We start from the raw sequence: 12,290 nt of genomic DNA, 5'->3' as shown, positions 1-12,290 counted from the left end.
CGTGAAAAAAATAGGATTACTAGTAATGGCTTACGGTACTCCCAGAAATTTAGATGAAGTGGAGCCTTACTATACACATATAAGAAGAGGAAGAAAGCCGTCTGAAGAAGCATTACAGGATTTAATTTCTCGGTATGAAGCTATAGGAGGAATTTCTCCTCTAGCTAAAATAACTAACAATCAAGGAGAAAGCTTAAAAGACCGTTTGAATGAACGTTACGATGATCTAGAGTTTCATTGGTATTTAGGTTTAAAGCATATTGATCCATTTATTGAGGACGCAGTCCAAAAAATGAAAGAAGACGGTATTGAAGAAGCATACAGCATTGTACTAGCCCCGCATTTCTCTACGTTCAGCATTAAATCTTATAATGGACGAGCTAAAGAAGAGACGAAAAAAATAAACGGACCTGTTATTCATTCTGTAGAAAGCTGGTATGATGAACCAAAGTTTATTGACTTTTGGGTAAAGCAGTTGAAAGATACAATGGAAAAAACAGAAAACGAGGAAAAATCATGTGTGATTTTTTCAGCACACAGCCTGCCAGAGAAAATTATTCAGGCGGGGGACCCTTACCCTGAACAGTTAGAAAATACAGCTAAATGGATTGCTGAAAAAGCTCATGTGCCACATTATGCCATTGGCTGGCAAAGTGAAGGGAATACACCAGATCCATGGCTTGGACCTGATGTACAAGATTTAACAAAAGAACTTCATAGTAAATATGGATACACTTCTTTTGTCTACTGTCCTGTAGGATTTGTGGCAGATCACTTGGAAGTATTGTTTGATAATGACGTGGAATGCAAAGAGGCTTGTGATGAAGTAGGGGCTTCTTATTACCGACCTGACATGCCAAATGCACATCCTGATTTTATTGAAGCTCTTGCTGATGTTATTACAAAAAAGATGAATGAAAAGACTGTTTAAGCAAACGGGGAATATATTATGAAAGTAGCAATCATTGGCGGTGGGATAACTGGGCTGACCGCTGCTTATTATTTACAAAAAGAAACGATGAGTCAAAACATCAATATAGAGTATCATTTATATGAAAGTTCTAGTAAACTTGGCGGAAAAATAAAAACAGATTATCATAATGGTTTTATCATTGAGCAAGGACCAGATTCTTTTTTAGCAAGAAAAGAGAGCGCTGCAAAATTAGCTAAAGAAGTAGGACTTGAGCATGAACTCATCTATAATAATGCAGGGAAAGCGTATGTGTTGAAAGGCCAAACGCTCCATCCTATTCCTGGTGGAGCTATAATGGGAATTCCGACAAAGCTTGGTCCATTTTTGACAACAAGTCTTTTTTCGCCTGCTGGTAAGACAAGAGCAGCCTTAGACCTCTTTTTGCCAAAAAGCAGTACTAATATTGATCAATCTTTGGGCAGTTTTTTTCGACGCCGTCTGGGCAGTGAAGTTGTCGATAATCTCATTGAGCCGCTTCTCTCAGGTATTTATGCCGGGGATATTGACCGTTTAAGCTTGCAATCAACCTTTCCTCAGTTTCACCAAGTCGAGCAAAAACATCGCAGCTTAATTCTCGGGATGAAGGCATCCAGGCCTCTGGAAAATCCGCAAGAAAAGAAGACAGGAGCATTTCAAACATTAAGGAATGGTCTTCAATCGCTGGTGGATGGGCTAGAAAACCATTTAGACGAAGATGCTGTTTATAAAAACAAAACATTGGAGCAAATTGTACCAGAAGAGAGTCGATATAAACTGTTATTTAAAGACGGTCGTTCAAAAATTTACGATAGAGTAATTTTGGCAACCCCGCCTTATGTCAATGCGAAGCTCTTTAATGATAAGGACATCCAGCATTTATTTTCTTCGATTCCTTCTACATCAGTGGCTACTGTAGCAATGGCTTTTGACGAGAACCAAATTCCAGAGGGTTTTAATGGAACAGGATTTGTTGTATCTAAAAAAAGTAATTATACGATAACTGCTTGTACATGGACTCATTTAAAATGGGAGCATACTGCGCCAAATGGGAAAGCTCTTCTTCGCTGTTACGTAGGGAAACCAGGAGGAGAAAGTATTGTGGAAGAAGATGATGAGCGTATCATTGAAGCCGTACTAAAAGATTTAAATAAAGTAATGGAAGTGAGCGGACGCCCTGAATATTACAAGATTACACGCTGGCGCAATTCAATGCCTCAATATGAAGTAGACCATGCAAACCGAATGGATAAAATAAAAAAAACAATTCAATCTTCATACCCTGGTGTGTTTGTTGCTGGAGCAGCCTATGAAGGTGTTGGCTTACCGGATTGTATCAACCAGGGAGAAGATGTTATCCATCACTTGTTAACATCCATAAATGAAAAATAAAACCACCCAACCCTGCTTTTGAAGCAGGGTAGGTGGTTTTTTTAAAAAGGTAAGAAATTATAAATATTAGGCGTTTTACATGTCTAGCGCAAGCGCCTACTCGCTTGAGATTCCTTCGGTTCGTCAATGGAAAGCAAAGATCAGCTTTCCATATGCCGACCCTCCAGGACTTGTCGCTCGTGAGCAAGGCGCTTACGCTTTTCTTATTCGATTCTTTTATTCTTCCTCTTCTACTTCTTCTAATAATGAAGTATCAACAAGTCCCTCTAAGTCTGGTTCTTCTTCAATAAAGCCAAGGTCATAAGATGCATCGGCCCAAGATTGAAGAGCATCTGCAGAAACTTCTGTGGTAATATTCATACGCTCCCATGCGTTTTGCAGTACATCGTCTGAAAATTGAGTTTGGGAAAGTTCATATACAAGATCGTTAACAGAATCGAGCGTTTCTTCTTCGTTATCTCCTGTAAAAGCCACCGCTTTTTCATGAGCAGCTAGAACACTTCTAACTTTCTCAGGATTTTCTTCCATAAATTCTTCAGATGTTACTAGGACAACGCTTGGTAGCGTTTCTCCAAGAAACACTTCATTCCACTCTGTAACAACATTTGCATTTAATTCCTCGACAAGATAGGTTCCCCATGGTTCAGGAGCAGCAGCAGCATCGACTTCCCCTTGTTCAAAGCGAACCATCATAGAAGCTGGATCCACACGTGATTGGTGTTCGACTGTTCCGCCTACTCGATTTGATTCCATACCAAGTTCTTGAAGCATAATTTCTAACTGGACGTTATGGGTACAGCCGTTTCCGGGGGTGCAAAAAGACTTTCCATCAAAATCATCTAAGGACTCAATTCCAGATTCCTCACTTGAAACAATCAGAGTAGCGCCGTTTGCGGCACCGCTTAGTATTTTGATATCTCCACCGCTTAAATGATAATTAATAGCAGGTCCCGGACCAACATAACCAATATCTAAATCACCAGCGTCAAGAGCTTCAATAAAATCGTTGCCATTTGGAAAGTTAGTAAATTCTACGTCTGTTCCTTCTAGTTCTTCTTCGAAAATACCTTCTTGTTTTCCAATGATACCTGCAGCATGGTCCAAGTTAGGAAAGTAACCTATATTAATCTCCCCGCCATTGTTTTCTCCGTCACCTGAAACAGAATCCCCGCCGCCGCAAGCAGTTAGTCCTAACACGGCTATGGATATGAGGGTAGTAAGAACCCATTTTTTCATGTTAACCTCTCCCTTTTAATAATTATGTTTTAAGAAGACAATCCCCAGCGTGAAAATACTTTTCTTTCTATACGATCAAAAATAACATACTCCATAATGAGACCGATTGTTGCGATGATAATCATAATAGCGATAACTAAATCCATATTATAGAAATCTCTAGCGTCCATTAAGGTGCGCCCTAAACCGCCTGTTCCTATCAATTCGGCTGCCATCAATGCTCTCCAAGCAAAAGCCCAAGCTAGTCTCGTTCCTGATAAAAAAGATGGAACAGCTGCTGGAATCATAACACGCCACACAAGTTCAGATCCTTTATATCCTAATGTTCTGGCAGCTCTAATCAAAATAGGCTGAACGGATTTAATGCCAAGCCTCATATTAGAGGTCATAACCCATGTTCCTCCTAAAGTGACGATCATGACAATAGAAAGCGTACCGGTACCAAATAACATTAACATGATTGGCAGCCAAACAATACTAGGAATGGATTGAAGAGCAATCACAAGGGAACCAAGCGTTTCATCAGCAATTTTGGACCGAGCTAACAAAAGACCAAGAGCTGTGCCTATAATAACCGCAATGATAAATCCGATTATTAATCTTTGAATGCTTGTGGTAAGTGCTTCTGTTAATATACCTGTCTCGAAAAAGCCAATGTAAAGTTCGTTTACTGAATTAAAGGGTGATGGAAATCCTGTACCTGGAAAAAATTGAAGCGATAAATTAATCCTATATATTATTTCCCATGTTGCGATCAGAATGATAAAGAAGAGCACCCTTCTTACTGTTGTAATCATCACCCATCTCCTCTCTCATCACTTTCTCAATTTCTCCTGCTAGTTTTTGCTGAATTCTTTCTTCTAGCTCACCAAATTGTTTAGATGACGGTTTTCTTGGTCTATCTAGTGGTACATCAAATATTTCAACAATCCTGCCCGGGCGGGTTCCCATTAATACAATTCGATCAGAAAGGAGGATAGATTCGCGAATGTTATGAGTGACGAACACTACCGTTTTCTGCGTTTCCTCCCAGATGTATTGTACTTCTTTATGAAGCATTGAACGGGTTTGTTCATCTAAAGCTCCAAAAGGTTCATCCATAAGAAGAATGTCAGGATCCAAGGCAAGCGTTCTTGCGATGGATACGCGTTGTTTCATGCCACCTGAAAGTTCGTGGGGGTAAGAGTCAATGAATTTACTTAAATGAACTAATTTTAAGAAGTATTTGGCTCTTTCTTTTGCTTCTTCTTTTTTCATTTTCTTTCGGAGACCAAACATTACGTTATCTAAAACCGTCAGCCATGGCATTAGGGCAGATTCTTGAAAAACAACCCCGCGATCAGGTCCGGGTTCTGTTACTTTTTTAGTACCTACATTAACTTTTCCGTTTGTCGGTTGTTCCAGTCCGGCAATAATGTTTAAAAGAGTAGACTTGCCGCACCCTGAAGGTCCTAACAAGGAGACAAATTCTCCTGATTTAATTTCAGTTGTAATATCCTTAAAAACTGAAAATGATGACTTGTTTTCTTTATCGAAAAATGTTTTTTCTACATTATCTATAATGACATCAGCCATTGGGTCTTCACCGCCCGATTCTATAATTCATATAAACTTAGTAGGTTTTATGTTGTTAGTATATGTGGCAGCAGGGTTGATGTCAACCTCCTTTCTTTAAAAACTGGTAGCTTACCATAAAAAGGGTCCCCCGCTTAATTGGGGAACCCTAATCACTTGTATTGACTGTTTACGTCGATTAACCCTGCTGCTGTGCTTGCTGAAGTTGTTGTTGTGCTTGTTGCAATTCTTGCTGGGCTTGTTGAATTTGCTGCTGGTTTTGTGTGTTGCCTTGCTGCTGTACCTGCTGCTGAGCTTGTTGAAGCTGCTGTTGTGCTTGCTGAAGCTGTTGTTGTGATTGTTGAAGTTTTTGTGGATCATTAGCTGCATTTTGCATGTTTTGTTGAGCTTGTTGAATAGCTTGCTGAGCTTGTTGGACTTGCTGATTTTGTTGTGGCATAATAACCCTCCATTTTAATGGTGTAGAGTTTAACGGTATTTATCGTTTCCGTTGTGCAAAATAATATGCACAAACCGTAAAAAGCTTGGCAATGGATAAGAAATGTATTACGTCTATGCCCGTTTTTTTGGTTATGGTACAATATGGTTTATCCTCAAACGCCAAAATAATGAGGAGTGCTAAGCAGTGGATGCAAAAAAGGAATTAGAATTATTAAATCATTCTAGGCATGATTGGATGAATGTTTTACAAATAATAAAGGGAAATATCACTTTAGAACGATATGGAAAAGTAGAAGAAATAGTGGAGAAAACGATACAGAAAAAAGAGCACGAAAGCAGATTAACACGTTTGGAAATACCTAAAACAGCGGCATATTTACTAACATTTAATTGGTATTCCCGCATGTTTAATTTAGATATAGAAGTCACAGATAATGCAACAAGCTGCTCTGTTTATGATAATGAATGGTATGATTTAATAACGAACTTCCTTCATATTCTAGATCAATCACTCATTCCAGGGGCTGACAATAAGTTACTTATTACGATTGATGCTTTGGAGAAACCTTTTCTAGAGTTTGATTTTCTAGGAGAAATTGAAAAGCTAGAAGAAATAAGTAATTGGTTTTACACTTTCTCCTCTTCTTCTAATCATTGCTTCGTAACGAATGTTGTTTGTAATGAAAAAGAAATATTTTTTACAGCATGGAATAATAAATGAGGTGAAAACATTGTTTGTGGATAAAGTAAAAGTTTATATAAAGGCTGGTGACGGCGGTAATGGAATGGTCGCTTTCAGGCGTGAAAAATTTGTTCCCGAAGGCGGTCCGGCAGGCGGAGATGGTGGGAAAGGTGCGGATATAATTCTTGAAGTGGATGAAGGACTTCGCACTTTAATGGATTTTCGATATCAAAAGCATTTTAAAGCAAAAGCCGGAGAAAATGGCCGTCCTAAAAATCAGCACGGTAAAAATGCCGAAGACCTTGTTATAAAAGTCCCTCCCGGCACGACGATTACAGATGATGATACGAAAGAAGTCATTGCAGATCTCACAGAACATGGAGAACGCGCCATTGTTGCAAAAGGAGGTAGAGGTGGAAGAGGCAATACACGTTTTGCGACTCCGGCAAACCCCGCTCCTGAATTAAGCGAAAAGGGAGAACCGGCAGAAGAACGATACATTAATCTTGAATTAAAAGTATTAGCGGATGTTGGGTTAGTTGGATTTCCAAGTGTGGGTAAATCAACCTTGTTATCCGTTGTTTCTGCAGCTAAACCTAAAATTGCCGATTATCATTTTACGACATTAAATCCCAATCTTGGAGTGGTAGCAGTAGAAGACGGCCGCAGTTTTGTGTTAGCGGATTTACCTGGCTTAATAGAAGGGGCCCATGAAGGCGTCGGTTTAGGACATCAATTTTTAAGACACATTGAACGTACAAAAGTGATTATACATGTTATTGATATGTCAGGTTTAGAAGGCCGGGATCCTTTAGAAGATTTCGAGAAAATTAACGATGAACTGAAACAATATAATTTAAGGCTGCTTGAACGTCCCCAAGTAATAATGGCTAATAAAATGGATATGCCTGATGCAGAAAAAAACTTAGAGCAATTTAAAGAAAAAGTGCCGGATAATTATAAAGTCTTTCCTGTATCTACTTTGACCAAAAAAGGCTTAAAAGAAATGATTCGAGAAGTGGCTGACCTCGTAGACAATACTTCTGAATTTCCGTTATATGATGAAGAGGAAAACAAAGAAAGAGTAGTTTATCGATTTGAGAAAAAAGAAGACCCATTTTCTATTTCCCGTGATGGTGATGGGGCATTTGTCCTTTCTGGACCAGAAATTGAAAAAGCATTTAAAATGACTGATATGACACGTGATGAGTCTGTAAGGCGCTTTTCTAGGAAAATGCGTCATATGGGTATTGATGAGGCATTAAGGAAAAAAGGAGCCCAAAATGGTGATACGGTTAGGCTGCTTGATTTTGAATTCGAGTTTATTGAATAATGGGTATAACAAAAAATTTGGGGATCTAAAAATATTCAGCGTTTTCGTGATTAATTGAGAATGCTCCATTCTAAGACGCTGAGTTGCCATTCCAAGTACTTTCAAGCGATGCTCAGTATACGGTTGAAAATATACTGATTAAATAAATGCTCACCGGGATAGACGGTATGAGTATGTCAAAGTACGTTTTTTAATAATTATTATAGGAGAATCAATTTCATAAGTACTATTTTGATTATCAAAAACGAACATTATATCGATTGTAGCGGAAGGCGGCGATTCCTGCGGGATAAGCTTGAGCTGACGACCCCAGGCAGCTTGCTGCCGAGGAGGCTGAAGCCAAGCCCGCGGCAAAGAAGACACTACGAGAACGAACAAAGGGAGTTGGAGTAGATGTCGCACTTGTGCCCCGAGGGTGAATGAGTCCGTCTGAAGCGAAAATCGAACAATAATGAGGGAATTTTATTTAACGTTCGTTTATAATGATATAGAAATGAATTATGAAATTCATTCAGGAACGTTGTCAAAAAGTTTTTGCAACTTTATAATAAGTAATCAGTGCGGTACAATCACTGGACACAACCAGTACCGGCGGTGGTGTAAATATGGCAGAAAAAATCGATAACTTTTATTTGGTGAGACAGGATATGTTAACAGAAGCCATGCAAAAAACATTAGATGCTAAAGCACTTTTAGAAAGCGGTAAAGTTCATAAAGTAGCAGAAGCTGTACAAACAGTAGATTTGAGCAGAAGCGCTTTTTATAAATACAGGGACGCTGTTTTCCCGTTTCATCAAATGATTCAAGAACAAATTATCACTTTATCTATACAACTCGCTGATAAGTCAGGTTCATTATCTGCATTATTAAAGGAAGTAGCCAAGGCGAACTCGAATGTCTTAACCATTAATCAATCCATTCCTTTACAAGGACACGCAAATGTAACTTTGACTGTGGATACTTCTGCTTTAAAAGTTGAAGTAATGGAGTTGGTAAAAAGGATTCAAGCAATGGAAGCAGTGGATAAAGCAGAAATTGTTGGTTCAGGTTCCCTTTAGATAAATAGTTGATATCCATGACGGTTTAAATGAAAAGGAGTGGAGTAAATGACAAAAAAAGTCGGGTACTTAGGGCCAGAAGGATCATTTACAGAAGCGGCTGCAAAAGCTGTATTGCCAGGTAATGATCGCTATCCTTATTCTACGATACCTTCTTGCATGGCTGCTGCAGCTAAAAGTGACATTGATATTGCTGTTGTACCATTGGAAAATGCCATTGAAGGTTCGGTTAATATGACCCTCGATTACTTAATCCATAAACATGACCTTCCAATTATCGGAGAGATCACCGTTCCGATTGAACAGCATCTCATGGTACATCCAGCTAGAGAAAAGGACTGGGAGGATATAAGTAATATTTATTCTCATCCGCAAGCGATTGCTCAATGTGATGACTTTATAAATAATAACTTGCCAAATGCAAAAATTCATTACACCAATTCCACGAGTTCCGCAGCAAAAGATATTTCTGAGCACCCGGGATTTAATGGAGCTGCTATTGCAAATTATTTAGCTGCAGAAAAATATGGTTTAAAAATAGTAAAACAAAATATTCATGATTATGATAACAACCATACTCGGTTTGTATTACTTTCTAATAAAGACAATAAGGACTCTTTCGAAAGTAAAGAAAATCAAAGCGGAAAAACTACTTTAATGATTACCCTTCCTTCAGATTATTCAGGCGCATTACATCAAGTACTTTCAGCTTTCGCCTGGCGTAAATTAAATTTAACAAAAATTGAATCAAGGCCCATGAAGACAGGTATCGGCAATTATTTCTTTATAATTGATGTGGACCAAGATATGGATGATGTGCTAATTCCAGGTGTTATTGCAGAATTAGAAGCACTTGGATGCGGAGTACGTATTCTTGGGAGCTATCCCTGTTTTCTCTCTCACAGTTTAGAAGTTAAGCCTATCCTCGAATAAGGGGAAGGCTTAATTTATTATAAAATAAGAATGAAAAACGCATAATAAGAAAAATACTTACATACTAAATGACACTATTCTTTTGTAAATGAATTCAAAAGAAAACCTTTATTTTTTAGTGCTTCTTCTACGTCCTGAATAATTTTTTCAGAAGAGGCTTCGATTGTATGTAAATGAGTACCATCAGTCAGTTCAGAGAGAAGAGGCGCATTCGTCTTATCTAACTCTTTAATAAATTGCTGCACGTCTTTTCGGCTTGAAACCATTAGAGAAGCTGTTAAATCACCATATAAAGGGTGTTCGATCGTAACATCCACCACTTTGGCCCCATGATCTACCATTAAATTTAATTCCTCTTCCGTTACAGCTCGATCAGAAGAATGAAAACACGCTATCTGCTTTCTTACGGATGTACTTTCTTCATTAGCAATAAGTAAATAACCTTGAGACGTTGCAATAATTGGGTGGTTTTTTGCTTTAAGTAAAGAAATGTCTTGAACAATAACTTGTCTGCTTACATTTGTTTTTATAGCAAGTTCACTTCCTGTAATGGGATCATCACTTTCTGAGAGCCAGTCTAAAATCAATTCTCTTCGTTTTTTTCCCGGCATTTTATCTGATTGTTTTACCAATGTAAAACCCTCCAATACAAAAATAATGATTAGTTTAATCTTACAAGATCCTGATTTTTACGCATAGTATAGGCTCTTAGCGTTTTGAAGGGAAGTCATATATATATTTCCTCTAGCATATGCTTGCCATAGACGATGGGAACGGAACGGAAGAAGTAAGCCGTTTATAACTTCTTCAAACCGGCTTCGATCATTTCTAGGAGGAGGAAATATAATGCAAATTCATATTGTTCAAAAAGGAGATACATTATGGAAACTTGCCCAGCAGTATAATGTTGATTTTGAATCAGTAAAAAAGGCGAATACTCATCTGTCAGATCCGGATAAAATAATGCCAGGTATGAAGATAAAAATCCCGACCAAAAGTGTGCCGGTAAAAAAAGAACAACAAAAACCAAACGTTAATCAACAGTATAAACCTAAAGAACAAAAAAAAGAGCAGCAAGTACCAAAAAAGCCTGAACCTAAACAACCAATTCAGAAAAAACCAGCACCAAAACAGCCTCAAGCACCTAAACCTAAAATGCCTCCAAAACCACCAGTAGTCAGTCCGTCACAAGAACAGCATTTTAATATGAATGTTAATTTATACAAACCATACCCGTCAAAGCCGCCAACCGAAGCACCTAAAAAAGAAAAGCCCAAGCAGCAGCCTGTAAAAGAAAAATATGCACCTAAGAAAAAAGATGAAAAACCAATGGTTAAGCCAATGGAACAACAAAAAATGCCTAAAATGCCTAAAATGCCTAAAATGCCAAAAACACCAAAAATGCAAACTATGCCAATGCATCAATCCCCTATGCATCATACAATGCCTTATATGATGCCAGGACCAGGACATAGTCCTTGCGCTCCAATGCCGCCAATGATGCCATGTTGTTCTCCTTGCGGTCCTTCTCCTATGATGCCTATGCACCCGCCGATGCAGCCGATGCACTCTCCTATGAGTGGAGGACCTTGTGATGGAAACATGATGCAGCATGCGCCTATGCCGTACATTTCTGAGAGTATGAATGGCTATAATCAATATTCACCAAGCCACATGATGAATCCATATCACAATTACAATGGTAATTATGGAGGTTACAGTAATTATAATAATAACTATAATAACGACAATAATTATAACAGCAACAATAATTATAACAATAATTACAGTAACGATAATAATGGCAATGATTTCGGTGGTATGTATTCTCCATGGATGAATAATTATAACAGAGACGAAGAATAAAAAATAAATACATTTACCTTTATTACCTTCAACTAACAGCTTAAAAAAAGCCTCCTTGAGTCAAGCTAAATGATGAAAGGAGGTTTTTTAATGAAGAAAGCTGCATTAACGATGACAGCATTTACAATTATTGCAAGTGGATTAACAGGTTGTGGAGCTGCTGACGATAATGAAATGGGAGCATCTCCCGCACGCTATAGTGGATATGATAATAACATGGATGGTCGAAACACTGGCGGGAATTTCAGACGTGATAATTATCGCGGTGAAGGACCAGTTACTGACATGATGACAGTAGATGATCGCCAGCAAGGTGGTAATTATCGAGGCGTAGGAGATGGCCGTGGTCAAATAGGTGATAGAGGTGGAATGATTGGTGACCGCGGAAATCTAAACACTAGAAATATAAACAATGGTCAAGGTGGAGGCCAAGCTGGAGGTCAAGGCAATAACCAACAAACAGCTGAAGAAATTTCTAGTGAAGTAGAAGAATTAAATGGTGTAGATGATGCCCGAGTCATCGTGCGTGACCAGGATGTTCTTATTGGTATTGACACCTATGAAGATGAAGAAAAAGCAGATAAATTAGCTGAAAAAATTAAAGCTGAAGTTGAAGAAGATTTAGATGAAAATAAAAATGTTTATGTTACTACCGATGAAGAACAATATGGAAACATTCAAGAGATCGATGATAACTTGCAAAATGGTATGGGCTTAGATGAAGCAGGAGATACCATTAACGCTATGATTGAAGATTTAAGTAACGCAGCACAGAGACCTTTTGAGGACAGTTAACAAGAAAAAGCGTTTCACAGCAGGAAACCC

General features: G+C 38.4%; 14 protein-coding genes. 9 read left to right on the top strand and 5 right to left on the bottom strand.

Annotation, left to right across the window (positions count from 1 at the left end):
* Position 1 precedes the first annotated feature (1 nt).
* The 3 genes from hemH to FZF09_RS15740 all read left to right on the top strand — a co-directional run bounded on the left by hemH (position 2) and on the right by FZF09_RS15740 (position 2,645).
* Positions 2 to 931: a ferrochelatase gene (hemH, locus tag FZF09_RS15750; protein ID WP_255450601.1), complete on the top strand. Its 930-nt coding sequence runs from the start codon at positions 2 to 4 to the stop codon at positions 929 to 931.
* Positions 932 to 949: 18 nt separating this feature from the next.
* Positions 950 to 2,341 (top strand): protoporphyrinogen oxidase, encoded by a 1,392-nt coding sequence (hemY, locus tag FZF09_RS15745; protein WP_158737561.1) that lies wholly within the window; start codon positions 950 to 952, stop codon positions 2,339 to 2,341.
* Positions 2,342 to 2,420: 79 nt separating this feature from the next.
* Positions 2,421 to 2,645: a hypothetical protein gene (locus tag FZF09_RS15740; RefSeq protein WP_158737560.1), complete on the top strand. Its 225-nt coding sequence runs from the start codon at positions 2,421 to 2,423 to the stop codon at positions 2,643 to 2,645.
* Here FZF09_RS15740 and FZF09_RS15735 read toward each other — a convergent pair.
* The 4 genes from FZF09_RS15735 to FZF09_RS15720 all read right to left on the bottom strand — a co-directional run bounded on the left by FZF09_RS15735 (position 2,558) and on the right by FZF09_RS15720 (position 5,591).
* A complete protein-coding gene (locus tag FZF09_RS15735; protein WP_158737559.1) occupies positions 2,558 to 3,577 on the bottom strand; it encodes an aliphatic sulfonate ABC transporter substrate-binding protein in 1,020 nt (339 codons plus the stop codon). The genes FZF09_RS15740 and FZF09_RS15735 overlap by 88 nt on opposite strands.
* A 29-nt stretch (positions 3,578 to 3,606) precedes the next feature.
* Positions 3,607 to 4,374 carry an ABC transporter permease gene (locus FZF09_RS15730; RefSeq protein WP_158737558.1) on the bottom strand — a complete coding sequence of 256 codons (768 nt, stop codon included), beginning with the start codon at positions 4,372 to 4,374 and terminating at the stop codon, positions 3,607 to 3,609.
* Positions 4,307 to 5,152, bottom strand: a complete 846-nt coding sequence (locus FZF09_RS15725) for an ABC transporter ATP-binding protein (RefSeq protein ID WP_158737557.1) — start codon at positions 5,150 to 5,152, stop codon at positions 4,307 to 4,309. The genes FZF09_RS15730 and FZF09_RS15725 overlap by 68 nt, the downstream gene beginning before the upstream one ends.
* A gap of 178 nt (positions 5,153 to 5,330) precedes the next feature.
* Positions 5,331 to 5,591, bottom strand: coding sequence for a hypothetical protein (locus tag FZF09_RS15720; protein WP_091586943.1), 261 nt, complete (start codon positions 5,589 to 5,591; stop codon positions 5,331 to 5,333).
* A gap of 186 nt (positions 5,592 to 5,777) precedes the next feature.
* On the opposite strand from FZF09_RS15720, the gene FZF09_RS15715 reads away from it, so the two are divergent.
* From FZF09_RS15715 to pheA, 4 genes are all read left to right on the top strand, one after another.
* Positions 5,778 to 6,314: a Spo0B C-terminal domain-containing protein gene (locus tag FZF09_RS15715; protein ID WP_158737556.1), complete on the top strand. Its 537-nt coding sequence runs from the start codon at positions 5,778 to 5,780 to the stop codon at positions 6,312 to 6,314.
* A 10-nt stretch (positions 6,315 to 6,324) separates the two neighbouring features.
* A complete protein-coding gene (gene obgE / locus FZF09_RS15710; protein WP_158737555.1) occupies positions 6,325 to 7,608 on the top strand; it encodes a GTPase ObgE in 1,284 nt (427 codons plus the stop codon).
* 605 nt (positions 7,609 to 8,213) lie between these two features.
* The gene (locus FZF09_RS15705) at positions 8,214 to 8,666 is read left to right on the top strand and encodes an ACT domain-containing protein (protein WP_158737554.1); all 453 of its coding nucleotides are present in this window, start codon (positions 8,214 to 8,216) and stop codon (positions 8,664 to 8,666) included.
* A 48-nt stretch (positions 8,667 to 8,714) separates the two neighbouring features.
* Positions 8,715 to 9,599 carry a prephenate dehydratase gene (pheA, locus tag FZF09_RS15700; protein ID WP_158737553.1) on the top strand — a complete coding sequence of 295 codons (885 nt, stop codon included), beginning with the start codon at positions 8,715 to 8,717 and terminating at the stop codon, positions 9,597 to 9,599.
* 74 nt (positions 9,600 to 9,673) lie between these two features.
* On the opposite strand, the gene FZF09_RS15695 is transcribed toward pheA, so the two are convergent.
* On the bottom strand, positions 9,674 to 10,210 hold the full coding sequence (locus FZF09_RS15695) for a transcription repressor NadR (protein ID WP_158737624.1): 537 nt from the start codon (positions 10,208 to 10,210) through the stop codon (positions 9,674 to 9,676).
* Positions 10,211 to 10,445: 235 nt separating this feature from the next.
* On the opposite strand from FZF09_RS15695, the gene safA reads away from it, so the two are divergent.
* Positions 10,446 to 11,465: a SafA/ExsA family spore coat assembly protein gene (gene safA / locus FZF09_RS23230; RefSeq protein WP_158737552.1), complete on the top strand. Its 1,020-nt coding sequence runs from the start codon at positions 10,446 to 10,448 to the stop codon at positions 11,463 to 11,465.
* Positions 11,466 to 11,534: 69 nt separating this feature from the next.
* Positions 11,535 to 12,260 (top strand): YhcN/YlaJ family sporulation lipoprotein, encoded by a 726-nt coding sequence (locus tag FZF09_RS15685; protein WP_158737551.1) that lies wholly within the window; start codon positions 11,535 to 11,537, stop codon positions 12,258 to 12,260.
* Positions 12,261 to 12,290: the final 30 nt, after the last annotated feature.

This window comes from Alteribacillus sp. YIM 98480, from assembly GCF_009765375.1.
Lineage (GTDB): Bacteria > Bacillota > Bacilli > Bacillales > Marinococcaceae > Alteribacillus.
The sequence above is the reverse complement of the archived record's forward strand: the minus strand, read 5'-3'. Positions and strand labels throughout refer to the sequence as shown.

Excerpts from the sequence above, each read along its gene's own strand:
- pheA (WP_158737553.1), top strand. The coding sequence starts at position 8,715 with ATGACAAAAAAAGTCGGGTACTTAGGGCCAGAAGGATCATTTACAGAA.
- FZF09_RS15735 (WP_158737559.1), bottom strand. The coding sequence starts at position 3,577 with ATGAAAAAATGGGTTCTTACTACCCTCATATCCATAGCCGTGTTAGGA.
- hemY (WP_158737561.1), top strand. The coding sequence starts at position 950 with ATGAAAGTAGCAATCATTGGCGGTGGGATAACTGGGCTGACCGCTGCT.
- safA (WP_158737552.1), top strand. The coding sequence starts at position 10,446 with ATGCAAATTCATATTGTTCAAAAAGGAGATACATTATGGAAACTTGCC.
- FZF09_RS15730 (WP_158737558.1), bottom strand. The coding sequence starts at position 4,374 with ATGATTACAACAGTAAGAAGGGTGCTCTTCTTTATCATTCTGATCGCA.
- FZF09_RS15720 (WP_091586943.1), bottom strand. The coding sequence starts at position 5,591 with ATGCCACAACAAAATCAGCAAGTCCAACAAGCTCAGCAAGCTATTCAA.
- FZF09_RS15685 (WP_158737551.1), top strand. The coding sequence starts at position 11,535 with ATGATGAAAGGAGGTTTTTTAATGAAGAAAGCTGCATTAACGATGACA.
- FZF09_RS15695 (WP_158737624.1), bottom strand. The coding sequence starts at position 10,210 with ATGCCGGGAAAAAAACGAAGAGAATTGATTTTAGACTGGCTCTCAGAA.
- FZF09_RS15705 (WP_158737554.1), top strand. The coding sequence starts at position 8,214 with ATGGCAGAAAAAATCGATAACTTTTATTTGGTGAGACAGGATATGTTA.
- FZF09_RS15740 (WP_158737560.1), top strand. The coding sequence starts at position 2,421 with ATGTCTAGCGCAAGCGCCTACTCGCTTGAGATTCCTTCGGTTCGTCAA.
- FZF09_RS15725 (WP_158737557.1), bottom strand. The coding sequence starts at position 5,152 with ATGGCTGATGTCATTATAGATAATGTAGAAAAAACATTTTTCGATAAA.